At 45.9% G+C, this 15,220-nt stretch carries 11 protein-coding genes; 8 read left to right on the top strand and 3 right to left on the bottom strand.

All coding sequences use genetic code 11. The annotated features are described in order from the left end of the window. The coding region (gene tsaE, locus ABY044_RS11835; protein ID WP_373020912.1) for a tRNA (adenosine(37)-N6)-threonylcarbamoyltransferase complex ATPase subunit type 1 TsaE at positions 1-412 on the bottom strand (412 nt) is incomplete at its 3' end. Between the two features lie 42 nt (positions 413-454). On the opposite strand from tsaE, the gene queG reads away from it, so the two are divergent. After that, a complete protein-coding gene (gene queG / locus ABY044_RS11830; protein WP_373020910.1) occupies positions 455-1,642 on the top strand; it encodes a tRNA epoxyqueuosine(34) reductase QueG in 1,188 nt (395 codons plus the stop codon). Positions 1,643-1,699: 57 nt separating this feature from the next. Here the strand turns inward: queG and ABY044_RS11825 are convergent, their stop codons facing one another. Beyond that, entirely contained in the window at positions 1,700-3,067 is a 1,368-nt protein-coding gene (locus ABY044_RS11825; protein ID WP_373020908.1) for an anti-phage deoxyguanosine triphosphatase, read from the bottom strand. 295 nt (positions 3,068-3,362) lie between these two features. Further along, positions 3,363-4,634, bottom strand: coding sequence for a PAS domain S-box protein (locus ABY044_RS11820; protein WP_373020906.1), 1,272 nt, complete (start codon positions 4,632-4,634; stop codon positions 3,363-3,365). A 276-nt stretch (positions 4,635-4,910) separates the two neighbouring features. Between ABY044_RS11820 and ABY044_RS11815 the strand changes: the two genes are divergently transcribed. The 7 genes from ABY044_RS11815 (at position 4,911) to ABY044_RS11785 (ending at position 15,219) form a co-directional block, all read left to right on the top strand. After that, positions 4,911-6,125, top strand: coding sequence for an APC family permease (locus tag ABY044_RS11815; protein ID WP_373020905.1), 1,215 nt, complete (start codon positions 4,911-4,913; stop codon positions 6,123-6,125). Between the two features lie 40 nt (positions 6,126-6,165). Beyond that, positions 6,166-6,777, top strand: a complete 612-nt coding sequence (locus ABY044_RS11810; RefSeq protein ID WP_373020904.1) for a DUF2238 domain-containing protein — start codon at positions 6,166-6,168, stop codon at positions 6,775-6,777. A gap of 147 nt (positions 6,778-6,924) precedes the next feature. Beyond that, on the top strand, positions 6,925-9,399 hold the full coding sequence (locus ABY044_RS11805; protein WP_373020902.1) for an AsmA family protein: 2,475 nt from the start codon (positions 6,925-6,927) through the stop codon (positions 9,397-9,399). Positions 9,400-9,578: 179 nt separating this feature from the next. Next, complete coding sequence (locus tag ABY044_RS11800; RefSeq protein WP_373020900.1) at positions 9,579-10,352, top strand: SDR family NAD(P)-dependent oxidoreductase; 774 nt, start codon at positions 9,579-9,581, stop codon at positions 10,350-10,352. 149 nt (positions 10,353-10,501) lie between these two features. After that, on the top strand, positions 10,502-11,392 hold the full coding sequence (locus tag ABY044_RS11795; protein WP_373020898.1) for an ABC transporter substrate-binding protein: 891 nt from the start codon (positions 10,502-10,504) through the stop codon (positions 11,390-11,392). Further along, positions 11,393-13,405 carry a putative bifunctional diguanylate cyclase/phosphodiesterase gene (locus ABY044_RS11790; protein WP_373020897.1) on the top strand — a complete coding sequence of 671 codons (2,013 nt, stop codon included), beginning with the start codon at positions 11,393-11,395 and terminating at the stop codon, positions 13,403-13,405. A 98-nt stretch (positions 13,406-13,503) separates the two neighbouring features. Continuing rightward, complete coding sequence (locus ABY044_RS11785; protein WP_373020895.1) at positions 13,504-15,219, top strand: proline--tRNA ligase; 1,716 nt, start codon at positions 13,504-13,506, stop codon at positions 15,217-15,219. The last annotated feature ends 1 nt before the right edge of the window (position 15,220 follow it).

The following is a 15,220-nucleotide window of genomic DNA, read 5'->3' as shown; positions in this document are numbered from 1 at the left end:
CCTGCATTTCAAGCTGTCTGCCCTGCCGTTGATGCTTTAGGGTAATTTCGAAATCCGCTGGCGGCAAAATTCCACCGCCTTTTTGCGGCCACTCCACCAAAGCGACGTAAGATTTTGATAATAAATCCCTAATTGCTAAATACTCTAACTCTTCCGGATCGCAAAGTCTATATAAATCAAGATGATGTATCGTAAATTTACAAAAATTATAACTTTCGACGATAGTGTAGGTCGGACTTTTGACTTTTTGCCCGGGTAAAAAGTGCTGAATGAAGGCACGAGAGAAAAAAGATTTGCCCGCTCCAAGATCCCCATTCAGGTATACCATCAACCCGTTTTCATAGAGGGAAAGTGCATCACAGGCCTGTGCGACCTTTCCCGCAAACTCGGCGGTAGAAGCTTCATCCGCCAAAAAAATTACCTGTTTATCGAAAACTGTCTTAGAATTTGTCATATGCAACCTTACTCATCAAAACCAATTCCTTTAACCCAAAAAATCAAGCAATGGGGCTTTGAATTGGGCTTTGCCGATGTCGGCATCTCGGAGACGGACCTTTCCGAATACGAAACGCATTATTTTAACTGGATAGGTGAGAACTTTCATGGCGAAATGGAGTACATGGCACGCCACGGCAACAAGCGTACCCGTCCCGCAGAACTGGAACCGGGAACCCTGTCTGTTATCAGTGTCCGCCTAAACTATCTGGATTTAAATGCCCGCTCGCCGTTTGAACAGCTTCATGATCCCGAACAGGCCTATATTTCGCGCTACGCGCTCGGCAAAGATTATCACAAGCTGGTCCGTAAACGTTTACAACAGTTGGCGGAAAAAATCAGTCAAGAAATACCCGATTTTAGATATCGTGCTTTTTGCGACAGCGCCCCCGTACTCGAACGCCCTTTGGCGCAAAAAGCCGGCTTGGGATTTATCGGTAAAAACAGCCTGATTATCCACCCCCGCGCCGGCTCGTGGTTCTTTCTCGGTGAACTTTACACCAACCTGCCGCTACAACCCGATAAAGCATTTGAGAAACAAGGTTGCGGCCCATGCACTGCCTGTATCGACGAATGTCCGACCGGTGCCATTATCGATAACGCCGTCGTCGACGCCCGTAAATGCATCTCTTATTTAACCATTGAATATGCCGGATCAATTCCTTTGGAACTTAGAAGCAAAATGGGCAACCGTATATACGGCTGTGACGATTGCCAACTGGTCTGTCCATGGAATAAGTTCACCGCCCCCACTCAAGAAACTGCTTTTCAATCCAAACAACAATTGGATTCGGCCAATTTATTCGAACTCTGGAAATGGAATGAAACGCAGTTTTTAAAAAATTTCGAAGGATCGCCCATCCGACGAATCGGCTACCCTCAGTGGAAACGAAACCTTGCCATTGCGCTTGGAAACATAACGGGGACTTTAGAAAAACTGGAAGCGGCGGAAAAAGCTTTGCAACCGGAACTCGGTTGCGTTAACGATCTGGTCGACGAACATATTGAATGGGCTCTGAATGCCATCAATTCCAGAAAAGCACAATTCAAAACCGATAAAACCGTCCGATCTTCAGAAATCGAACCATCCATGAAGACAAATCCGCAACCGTTCAAAGCACCGAAATACTATCTTCCCAAATCCTGACTCCTGCGATTGCGTCTAACGTTGCGAGAAGATTTTTATAAAATCCTTTATAAAACCCTATAAGACGTCAAACACCGAACCTTGCGTCGGCGTGAAGAACTTCGCGTACAAACGAGATGCGTAAGTATTGGTCATACCGGAGATGTAATCGGAGATGACTCGCTGCTGCGCTTGTTCACTCTCCGCAGCTTGATACTTAATATATGAACTTGAAGGTAACAAAGTGCTCGGATTGGCCCGTAACGACTTGAATAACTCAAGCACAATCAACTGCCCCTTATACTCCATCCCTTTCACTTCCGGAATGGTAATAACGTTTTTAAACACAAACGCTTTCAACAACTCCAGTACCGCCGCTTTATCTTCCGCCAGTTTCGCCTGGTAACGCAATAACGGATGTTCGAAATCCTGGTTCTCGTCCATGTAAATGCTTTCCACCATAATGCCGACCATTTTACTAATGGCGTGCTTACGGGCACGAGATGAACCGCAAAATAAACGATCCGTCATTTCTTCATCCCACAGTGCATACTGTTTGAAAACCGGATCTTCCATGACTTCCGCCTGCCACAGATCACGCGAAACCATTTTCATCGCGACCGCATCTTCAAGATCGTGAATACCATAGGCGATATCATCGGCCAATTCCATAATCGTGGTATCCAATGCTTTGTATTTAGTGCGGTTATGACACGCCCCTTCACACATGGAAAGCTGTGTAAACAGAGTACGGTCGGAATCGGAAAACGGCGCCAACACCCAATCAAACACCGCTTTCTCTTCACGATACAAACTCTTCGGCGGATTCCAGCGATTCATCTGCAAGGTTCTGAAATCGGATACTTCCGGCTCCAGCAATTGATGCTGATAATCGGCATTGCTGTTAATCACCTCATTGTATAAAGCGGGATACTTCATGACGCCCAACGTTGTCCGTCTCGACAAATCCAAATCGTTTTCCGGGGTATATTCACCCAATTTCGCCAAAATCCGCAACGTTTGCGCATTACCTTCAAAGCCGCCGAAATGACGCATCATATAGTTCAGTGCCACCTCGCCGCCATGCCCGTACGGAGGATGCCCAAGATCGTGCGCCAAACAAATCGCTTCAATCAAATAGACCGACGGCAACCACTTAATATAATCCGCTTCTTGAGCAACGCCCTCCGTACCGACGGTTATTAACTGCTCCACCAAACCGGAACCGATTTGCGCCACTTCCATGGAATGCGTAAGACGAGTGCGATAAAAGTCGGATTCGCTCAAACCGAAAATTTGGGTTTTAGCCTGTAAACGACGAAATGAAGCTGAATGAATGACGCGCGCGCGATCGCGCTGGTAAACGATTCGTGCCGCCCTTGAATCTTGCTGCTTTAAAAAATCGGTATAACGCTGTGTCCAATTTTGGCTTTGCGAAATATCCATGCTTTACTCCATAAATTAGGGCTGAATGAGACGATCGGGTAATTGACTAAACCGTTATCATCATACGAAAAGCCGCTCAGGATGCAAGCATCCGGCGAATAATAAGGAGGAATAAAGAAAAGAAAGCGGCTATTCGCCTTAACCTTAAGACAATTGGAAAGTTCGCCCCGCTTAAGGCAGTGTAATAAGGTTGAATAACAAATCGGTTTATCTATTGAAAAATGGCCGAATATTAATAATGTGTACTCAGGTTTCTATCCGAAAATAAGTTTGCCCAAAAATAAGTCGGTCAACACTAAATTCCACTCACTTCAATACGATTACGGCCTTTTTCTTTGGCTTGATACAGAGCATGGTCCGCCCCTTTTAAAATAGCATCCGCATTATAAACCTTAGCCGGATCAATCAACTGAAATCCGGCCGATACGGTCACACAATCATGCGGTGCATTTTCTTTATGTTCAATCGCCATATCGAACACCGCTTTTCGTGCCTTTTCAGCATGAGAAAGAAATTCCTCGGGAGTATCATAAGAATACAAAATCCCGAATTCCTCCCCCCCCAAGCGAAACACATAGTCACCATTACGCTGAAAAACCTGCTTCAGTGTTGACGCAATGGCTTGTAACGCTTTATCTCCGGCCAAATGGCCGTAACCATCGTTATATTGCTTAAAATTATCTGCATCCAACATCAAAAAGCCTAACCAGGCATCGTTACGTTTGGCTCGATTAACCTCGCCCATCAAAACTTGATTGTAATAACGGCGGTTATAAACGCCCGTCAGTTCATCGGTAATAATTAACTGTTCGATTTTCTTTCTGTCAGTAATATCATGCCGAACCGCAAAGTAACCAGAAACATTTCCATTTTGGTCATGTTCCGGTTTGATGGTGACGTCCACCCAATAAAAACCATCGTTTTTCTTACGGTTTTTTATTTCACCGCGCCAAACTTTGCCTTGTAAAAGGGTATCCCATAATTCTTTATAGAGCGATTTCGGCATATCGGGATGACGAACCACATTATGATTCCGACCAATCAACTCCTCACGATCAAATCCGCTGATTTGGCAGAAAGCTTTACTTACAGAGGTAATGGTTCCATATCTATCCGTTGAAGAAGTGATGACGTTCTCGTCGATAATATCCAGATACTCGCTCAACTTCCTTTCACTTTGTTCGACGGTATCGCTTAAGGTCTCGACCCGCTTGCGATCGGTAATATCGTGCCTTATCGCGGTGTAGCCGATCTTTTGACCATCCAAGTCATAGTTTGGAAAAATTTCCACTTCCACCCAATAATGTCTGCCGCTTTTGTGGCGATTTTTTAATTCACCACGCCAAATTTCGCCTCGACCGATGGTTTTCCATAAATCCCGATAAATAGAGGATGGCATATCGGGATGACGCACAATATTATGACTCTGACCGACAAGTTCCTGTTTGCTATAGCCACTGATCCTGCAAAATGCCTGACTTGCATATAAAATCGTACCGTGTAAATCGGTAGATGACGTAATAACACTTTGATCAACAAGCGTTTTATAATCATCGAATGGTTCCATAGTACTCCCCCATTTCCGTCACCGGCCAAGTAAACGGCGCTGCATAGGTTTGTTTCAGTTTGGAGCGAAATCTGAAAATATACAACCCTTATTTTTATTAAGTGTAATAAAAATACCTTATAGCCCTAACTTATAAAATCCTATTCGATTTTCAATCGCCACTCAAAAACCACCCCGTAAAATGACAGATCGTTTACACTTTTAAAACCTATATATATTATGGTCATAGCGGCATCAACCCATTAACAGATCAATCTAATCGAATATAAAAGAAACGTGGAATCTAAACTCAACCGAACACTCTCACTACCGCAAATGGTGCTCTATGGATTAGGTACGACAATCGGTGCCGGTATCTACGCCTTAGTCGGCGAACTCGCGGGAATCTCGGGGTATCTGGCGCCGGCTGCGTTTTTGGTCGCCGCGATACTGGCGGGCATGACCGCCATGTCATTCGCCGAACTGTCGGGACGTTATCCGCAAGCCGCCGGAGCGGCACTTTACGTTAAGCAAGGATTCGACTCCGACCGCCTCTCCACCCTGATCGGTCTTCTGGTCGTCCTCGCGGGGCTGGTTTCCGCCTCCGCGCTGGTTAACGGCTTTATCGGCTATTTTTCACAATTGATTCATATTCAACCAACCGTCAGTATCGTCTTACTGGTATTGATTATCGGCGCCCTGGCCGCCTGGGGAATTGCGGAATCGGTGTTTATCGCCAGTATAATCACCCTGATAGAAGTCGGCGGTTTACTTCTCATTATTTACACAGGATTACCCAATCTCGATAACCTAACTGAAATCGGCCCGCTCTTTATTCCCGATCTCAACTTCACATCGGTTTCATTAATCTATTCCGGTGTGCTGTTAGCGTTTTTTGCATTTATCGGCTTTGAAGACATGGTTGACGTCGCCGAAGAGGTTAAAAATGTCAGCCGCACCCTGCCGCTCGCCATTCTTCTCACATTGACCATCACCACCTTGATCTACATCGGTGTCATGATCATCGCTTTATTGTCTTTTCCTCCGGAAGAACTGGCAAAAAGCCAAGCGCCGATGGCTCTCCTGTATGAACACAATACCGGCAACAGCGCCACCCTAATCACTTTCATCGGCATGTTCGCGATTATCAACGGTGCACTGATTCAAGTCATAATGGGATCTCGAGTACTTTACGGCTTGAGTTGTCGCGGATTGCTGCCGAAACCTTTCTGCCATGTTCACCCCAAAACCCACACTCCGGTCAATTCAACCTTGACGGCAAGCTTGATCGTGCTGATACTCGCATTAATCGGCGAACTTTCCTCGCTTGCACAAGCCACGTCAATTATTATGCTAATGGTTTTTTCAATCGTTAACTTATCGCTATGGCGCATCAAAAAACATCAACCCGCGCCTTACGGTAATCTATCGGTGCCCCGCTGGGTACCGTTGTTAGGCTTTTTGAGCAGTAGCGGTTTAGTCCTGTTTGAAGTGACGAACTTGTTCACTTAACTCTACTTAACCCATCAGTCCTTTATAAGGTTGTTAAGCAATGGAAATAAAAAAAGCACTCTGGCTGTTGATTTTCATAAGTGTACTCACTTGGTCCGCGATCGCACCTAAGGACGGCATAACCTGGGTTTTAGAGGCCTTTCCAGCTCTAATCGCACTCTTAATCATTATTCTCACCTATCGACGTTTCCCGTTAACGCCGCTGGTCTATCAACTCATCCTGTTGCATTCCATCATACTATTCGTCGGCGCACACTACACCTATGCAGAAGTGCCGCTTTTCACGGACATTCAAAACTGGATCGGTTCCGCTCGCAACGATTACGACAAGCTCGGCCATTTTATGCAAGGGTTCGGTCCCGCCATCGTCGCACGCGAGATTTTGATTCGCTTTGACGTCTTCAACCGGCTCGCCTGGCAAAACTTTTTCATCGTCTGTTTCGTTCTCGCAGTCAGCGCCAGTTACGAGTTGATCGAATGGGCGACCGCACTGATCTCGAACGAAGCGGCAGAAGCTTTTTTAGGTACCCAAGGTTACGAATGGGATACCCAGTCAGATATGTTCTGGGCATTGGTCGGCGCCGTTGTCTCTTTAAGCGTCCTAAGTCGCTACCATCAAAGACAACTCGACAACCTCTTAAAGCCCCACTAAATCCGAATAGCGCTGAAATCAAACCAAAAAAGACTAGTATTTTCGCCTATTCGTCATTTATGATTAAAACAATTTCCGTTACGGCTTTTGAAAGTTAGACTGTCAGAGCCGCCTTCTACAAAGCAGTGAAAAACCAGGAGATCAGTCATGAGCATAATAAAGAAAATTCTGATTGGATTCGTCGCCATCATCGGCTTAATCATCATCGCAATCGGCATTATTATCGCGACGGTCGATCCTAACGAACACCGCGAAGAGATTACCCAATTCGTCAGCGAACAGACAGGACGCGATCTTACTATCGGCGAAATGAACCTCTCGTTCTTTCCGCATCTTGGGTTAAGCTTGGAAAACGCTCAAATGAGTAACGCCAAAGGCTTCGGCGACACGCCGTTTGCATCCGTAAAACAGGTCAATATCGGCGTGGCGATTCTACCGCTACTGAAAAGCCAACTGGAAATCGATACCTTAACGCTACACGGTTTAAGGCTCGACTTACAACGCAACGCCCAAGGTGTTACCAACTGGGACGACCTTATTAAAAAAAGCGAAGAAACGGATATTAAAGACCATGACATCAAAGACGAAGACGCAGCAAGCAAATTAGCCGCGCTCAGTTTCGGAGGGTTGGACATTCAAGACAGCCAAATTCAATGGCGCGACCAACTTAACCAACAGACGGTCGAATTGGCTCCTTTTAACCTGACTTCGGGTGCAATTACTTTCGGGGAATTCTTCGACATCAATCTTGAAGCCAACACCAAGATTACCAATCCCGACATCACGACACAGACCACTTTAACGGCCGCAATTAAATTCAATAGCGACGGCCAGTTAGAAATCAAGGATCTGAAACAGCGCAATGAACTTCAAGGTAAGGATTTCCCAATCCAAAACCTCATTACCGAGCTAAAGTTACCTTCTCTGAAACTGGCAATGGAAAACCAACAAATCGATTTACCGAGTTTAACGCTGAACTACGCCGTCAAAGGCGGGCAGGATTTCCCGGCTAAAAACCTGGAAGGAGAATTAGTCATTGCCGATGTCAAAACAGACGTCAAACAGCAGGTATTCGGTGCAGGCACGGTTAAACTGACCTATGACATGGAAGGTGCCGAAGGTTTTGCGCTTAAAACCGCGAAAGGTGACTTAAGCCTTAACTCGCCAGAATTCTCGATGGAAAAACAGACCCTTAAATCCGGTCTGCTTGCTCTGCAAGGAGACCTAACGGGGGACAGCTTGCCAAACGGCAAAACCCACGTATCCTTAAGCACGCAACCTGCACTGAACCTTCAGACACAAACCGCGGCCTTAAACGATATCAAACTGAAAGCCCTGGATTTATCGGCCAACGGTCAAGTCAACGTCTCGCAGCTTAAAGAACAACCTAAAATCAGTTCGAAACTCACCTTAAACGAAACCAACCTGCGTCAGTTGATCAAACAATTGGGCTTACAAATCGCCGCGGTCGACAATATGTCGGATAAAACCACGTTAACCAAAGCATCCGCCGACTTAGCCGTTGATTTCGACAGCAAAACCCAGGCGGTCAACGCCAAAACGATTCTAATCAAGTTAGACGATACGCAGCTCAAAGGAAATGCATCATTCAAAAACTTTGAAAAACCCGATATCGGATTCAATCTGGCTTTGGATCAAATCAACTTGAATCGTTATCTGCCGCCAAAACCGATCGAATCGGAGAAAGACAAACAAAGCAAACAACCCGTGGAAGATTTCGCAGTCGAATTACCGACCGAATTAATCAAAAGTTTAACGATCGACGGAACCGTTAAAGCCGCCAACGTCACATACGATAAACTCAATCCTAAAAACATTGTTGCGACGGTTAAGGGTAAAAACGGGTTAATCAACCTAAACCCACTGAAAATGGATATTTTCAAAACCCAACTGCTCGCGTCGGCCGCTTTGGACGTACGTGGCAAACAACCTAAATACAGTTTTAAAACCAACGCCAAAAATGTACCGGTAGGCGACGTATTACTGGCCTTCACCGACAACGACCGCTTGAGCGGTACCGGTGCGGTCAACGCCGACATCACTACGGCCGGCTCGCGTCTGTCTGAATTCAAACAGAACCTTAACGGTACGGCGGCCGTCGACCTTAAAGACGGTGCGGTGAAAGGCTTTAATCTGGCTCAATCGATTCGTCAGGCCAAAGCTAAAATTGCCGGAGAAAAAGCGGCCGGTCCGACCGAGGAGCTGAAAACCGATTTCAGTTCACTGATCAGTGAAGTCGCAATTACCAATGGAGTGGTCGATACTAAAAAACTACTGGCTCAGGCCCCTTACATGCGTATCTCCGGTCTGGGAACCGTCGATTTGGTGAAAGAAAATATGGATTATCTGGTGAAAACCAAAATCGTCGCCAGCGATAAAGGTCAAGGCGGAGAAGACCTTAAAGAACTTAACGGACTGACGATTCCGGTCAAGCTCAAAGGCGCCCTCACCGGCCCGAAGGTTTCTCTCGATTTAGAATCGCTTCTCGAGCAAAAAGCCAAACAAGAAGTCGAAAAGCAGATTGAAGACAAAAAAGAAGAAGTGAAAAAGAAATTGGAAGACGAACTTAAAACCAACATTTTGAAAGGCTTCAAGTTCTAAGCTTTAAAACTACTACTCTTGGTTAGTCTGAGTCAGACTTAAAGAAAGAACTTCTTTTTTAATTCAACTTCCTAATAAAGCCTCTTCGGAGGCTTTTTTTATGTCTCCATTCCCGCCTCACTTAAACTCAAAAACGTCTACAATAAAACCACTTAAACAAACGAATTAAGAGCTTTCAAATGAACTATCACGTTGCAATGATCACTGGTGCTTCTTCGGGAATCGGCAAGGCCATTGCCGAAACTTTGGCGAAACAAGGAGTCGGACTGATTCTTTTGGCGAGAAGAGAAGAACGTTTACAGCAACTGAAAAAACAACTGCAAAACCAAACTGAATGCTACGTCATCGCCTGCGATATCAACGACCACCAGACGCTGTCGAATGCACTGGACGAGTTGCCGGAAGACTTTCGTACGATTGACGTCTTAATTAATAATGCCGGGCTTGCCTTAGGACTGAATCCGGCGCACGAAACCGATTGGAACGACTGGCAGACCATGATCGAAACCAACTGCCTTTCCCTTGCTTACCTAACTCGCCGCTTGTTACCGGACATGGTCAAACGCAATCACGGGCATATCATCAATATCGGCTCCATAGCCGGCACTTACCACTACAAGGGCGCCAACGTTTACGGCGCAACCAAGGCGTTCGTCGAACAGTTTTCGATTAACCTTCGCAGTGACCTGTTGGGCACGGCGGTTCGCGTCACCAATGTCGAACCGGGGTTACTCAATGAAAGCGAATTTTCACTGGTTCGTTTTAAAGGAGACGAAACCAAAGCTGAAAACGTCTATCAAGGTTTACAACCTTTGAAATCGTCCGATGTCGCCGAATCGGTACGCTGGATTTTGGCCCAACCGGCACACGTCAACATTAACCGCATCGAATTAATGCCCGTTAATCAAGCTCCGGGCGGTCCGATGACCTCCGTGACACAAACGCAGAGTTAAATCACTGCAAGATGCATTCAATCGTAGTCTTAAATGCAAATTATGTGATACAGTTAATATCAATTCGAGTATAAGTATTGATATTGGATAAGCAGTTTTAACGATTGAAATCAATCGGTTAAAAATAAGTAACGAAGCGTTTAAATGCTATGAAAACAATAAAAATTCTATTTCTCTTTGCCTTGACCGTAATCGGCTTATCTTCTTGCAGCAGTAAAGAAGATAAGCCGCTTAAAATCGTCGCCAACTCTTGGATTGGCTATTCGCCGTTGTTTTACGCCAAAGCAAGCGGATGGCTTGAACCGCTCAATATCGAACTCTCTACAGTCGTGTCTTTAGGCGAAAGTCTACACATATACAAATCTTCCAACAAAGACGCATTTACCGGCACTCAGTACGAATTTTCCCAAGCCTATCAAAAAGACAATACACTCATGCCGATCATGATGTTCGATCGTTCCAACGGCGGTGATATGGTCATGGGCAATCAATCTGTCGAATCCCTAAAAAGCGCGACATCGCCGATCAATGTCTACCTGGAAATCAACTCTATCAACTATGTGGTTTTTAAAGACTTTATCAAACAAAACAAGCTGGAAGATAAAACCTTTAACTTCATCAACAAAGACCAGCTTAAAATCGTATCCGCCATTGCCGAAGCCCCGAATCATGAACCGAAGATTGCGGTCACCTATATTCCTTACAACTACAGTTTGGAAAAACATGGATTCACGACCTTGGCATCAACCCGTGACGGATTGAATCTACTGGTTCTGGATGCTCTCTATACCAATAAGGAAAGCTTCAGCCTACACCAGGAGCAGTTCAAGAGACTTAAAATCTTGATTGATCGCGCCATTCAAGATTTACAAAACGATCCAAAACTGTTTTACGACAAGGTCAATCCCTATTTGGAAAACAGTAGTTTCGAAGAATTCCAATCCGGATTACAAGACATTGTATGGATCAACCAATCGCTATCCCCCCAACTGATTGAACGACTGAATCAAGCCCAGTTTCCAATCCGAGACCTTTTGTAAATGCTTTCGATTCATCACTTTGTCATAACGGCAATCCTAGCCATCATCACCATGTTTTACTCGGTCTTTTTTTACTATTTCCTAAACGACCAACAGCAAAAAACCGACCTGATCATTGACAGCATCCAGCATGACATTGCCGAAACTTCCTATATCATTTCCACAGAAATGACGAGCATTAGAACCATCCGTACATTCAAATCATTTTTAAACCGAAAAGTAGCCGGCAGTCCGCTCATTTCTCAAATGTCGATTGGATACGGCAATAAAATCCTCATCGGAACCGATGCGTCGATTAATACCATTCCGCCTAACCACAGCATCGTATCGTCTTTTAAAAACATCTCGACGTCCAAGTTGCTCAAATTGCAGGTTTTTGAATCAACCATCGACTACTTCATCCAGGATCAACCCGTTAAATTAAGTCTGTTCATCTATGTCGACCATAAATACATCAACAACTATTTTTCCGAAAACCAATCCACCTACTTACTGTTTTTCGGCTTGATTCCATTGCTAGGATTGGGGCTATTATGGCTCATTCTACGAAACTACATTACGACTCCCTTGGAGTCCTTACGCCTTTACGCCTACAATCAGAATAAGACGCCCAAACCATTCAAGCTCAAAGAGCTCGAATATGTACGCGCCTCGATGGAACAAACTTTCGATCGTCTCGAACATGAAAAACACGAACTATATAGACTGGCCAGAACCGATAGCCTCAGCGGTTTAGCAAACCGCAGCCAATTAAACGAACGTTTAAGCTGGTTAATTTCCGAAGCCTCCAGGGATAATTCAGAATTTGCGGTCGTATTTGTCGATCTGGACAACTTCAAGACCGTCAACGACTCTCTGGGGCACGACATCGGGGACGAACTGTTGAAAAACGTCGCCGATTTGATTCGTCATGTTTTAAGAGAATACGACATCATTGCCCGAGTCGGCGGCGATGAATTCGTGATTGTTCTAAGTCACTACAAAAGCAACTTCGAACTGACCCATATCATTCAGCGCATCATCGATCGCATCAGCGAATTGCACATTATCGAATCGCACCCCATTCGCGTATCGGCCAGTATCGGCGTCGCATTTTATCCACAAGACGGTTCAGATATTACAGGCTTGATGAAAAGCGCGGATATCGCCATGTACGAAGCCAAAAAACTTGGCAAAAATCAATTCAAATTCTTTACTAAAGCTTTGCACAAGCAGGTTCTTAAAGAAATTGAACTCGAACATAGCATGCGTAATGCACTGAAAAATGACGAATTTGAACTATTCTACCAACCCAAAATGTTAACCAATCATGAGGAGGTTGTCGGTGCGGAAGCTCTAATACGCTGGATTCATCCGACCAAAGGGTTAATACCGCCTAATGATTTCATTCCCGCCGCCGAAAAAAATGGCTTAATCGTCGAGCTCGGACAATGGATTTTACAGGAAGTAGTCCGCCAGCAAATTGAATGGAAAAACTCGGGAATCGCCGATATCCAATTATCGGTCAATCTCTCGGCCACACAGTTTTTAGACGATCACTTCGATGACAAATTTGAAAGTATTCTCAAACAATCCGGAATCGACCCTAAAAAACTCGACGTCGAAATCACTGAATCGGTATTCCTGGAAAACTCGCAACAAAACCTTGATACCTTAAATAAAATACGTGCATTAGGTGTCTCAATTTCTCTGGATGACTTCGGAACCGGCTATTCTTCTCTGGCCTATCTCAAATCTCTACCGATCGACACCCTTAAAATCGACAAATCCTTTCTCAACGATCATGACACCGAAACCGGTTCGATTTTTATCGAAACCATCGTTAAACTGGCACGGACTTTAAAGCTGAATGTCGTTGCCGAAGGTATCGAAACCCAACAGCAGATTGATTACCTCGATAGAATCGGTTGCCACACTTACCAAGGTTATTACTGTGCCCCCCCTATTCCCGTTGACGAATTTGAGGCTTTCATCAGGTTGAAGGGACATAAATGCGGTCCGGATAAAGAATAGAGTCGCCTGATTCCATAACAATCTCCTCGCCGCCGCCTTCGCTCATGTTAAAATACGCGCAAATTTATTCTTTTAGTTTTTAAGGTATTAACTTCGCAATGAAAACCTCCAATTTACTTCTATCTACAACCCGTGAAACCCCATCCGATGCGGTCGTCATCAGTCATCAATTGATGATTCGTGCCGGAATCATCCGCTCATTAGCAGGTGGCCTATACAACTGGCTGCCGCTAGGTGTGCGCGTACTTAGAAAAGTCGAGGCGATCATTCGCGAAGAAATGAACCGCTCCGGTGCGCAGGAATTGTTGATGCCGGTGGTTCAGCCTCTTGAACTATGGGAAGAGTCCGGCCGTGCCGAAGATTACGGCCCGGAGCTGTTGCGTTTCAAAGACCGTCACCAGCGCGACTTCGCACTGGGTCCAACGCACGAAGAGATCATCACCGATCTGGTACGCCGTGAAATCCGCAGCTACAAACAACTGCCGGCTAACTTCTACCAAATTCAAACAAAATTCCGCGACGAAATCCGTCCGCGCTTCGGTGTAATGCGTTCGCGTGAATTCATCATGAAAGATGCCTACTCTTTCCACATGGATCACGACAGTCTGCAGGAAACCTACGACGAAATGTACGATGCCTACAACCGCATCTTTACGCGTCTAGGCTTGGACTTCCGTCCGGTACAGGCCGACACCGGTTCCATCGGTGGTGAAGGTTCGCACGAGTTCCACGTACTGGCCGATTCCGGTGAAGACGACATCGCTTTCTCAACCTGTTCCGACTACGCGGCCAACGTTGAACTGGCGGAAGCTCTGGCACCGCGCGGCGAACGCCCAGCACCTTCGGCTGAATTGACCAAAGTCGAAACTCCGAATAAGCACTCCATCGAAGAAGTCTGTGACTTCCTTCAGCTGAAAAAGAAAGTCGTCGCCAAAACCATCCTGGTGAAAGGTGCGACCGAAGCCGCTCCGGTTGTCGCCTTGGTCGTCCGTGGCGATCACGAACTGAATGAAATCAAAGCGATGAAGTTGGAGTTGGTTGCGGAGCCTTTCGAAATGGCAAGCGACGAAGAAATCAAAGCCGCTGCGGGTTGTTCCGCCGGTTCCATCGGCCCGGTCGGACTAAATATTCCGGTTATCGTCGACCGTACGGCGGCCAACATGGCGGACTTCGTCTGCGGAGCCAACGAAGACGGTTACCACTTCACTGGTGCTAACTGGGACCGTGATGCTACGCCAACTTTGGTAGCGGACATCCGTAACGTCGTCAAAGGTGACCCAAGCCCTTGCGGTAACGGTAAAATCGAAATCCGCCGCGGTATCGAAGTCGGTCACATCTTCCAGCTGGGTAACAAATACTCAAAAGCCTTGAACGCCAGCGTACAGAACGAAAACAGCCGTTCTCAAATCCTGGAAATGGGCTGTTACGGAATCGGTGTCACGCGTGTCGTTGCCGCCGCCATCGAACAGAACTACGACGACAAAGGAATCATCTGGCCGGAAAGCATCGCGCCTTTCCAGGTTTGTATCGTTCCAATGCAAATGCATAAGTCACCGCGCGTTGCCGAAGTGGCCGAACAGCTTTACAAAGAATTACTGGCGAAAGGTGTTGAAGTGCTATTGGACGACCGAGCGGAACGTCCTGGTGTCATGTTCTCCGACATGGACTTAATCGGTATCCCACACCGCATCGTCATCGGCGAGCGCGGCTTGGACAACGGCATGCTGGAATACAAAAACCGTCGCGACGAAAAATCGCAAGACATCGCACAGGAAGGTTTCATCGACTTCCTGATGGAAAAACTGGGCAAGTAAT

This window comes from Thiomicrorhabdus sp., assembly GCF_041583835.1.
Classification (GTDB): domain Bacteria; phylum Pseudomonadota; class Gammaproteobacteria; order Thiomicrospirales; family Thiomicrospiraceae; genus Thiomicrorhabdus.
Note: the sequence above shows the minus strand (reverse complement) of the source record. Positions and strands in the feature narration are given on the sequence as shown.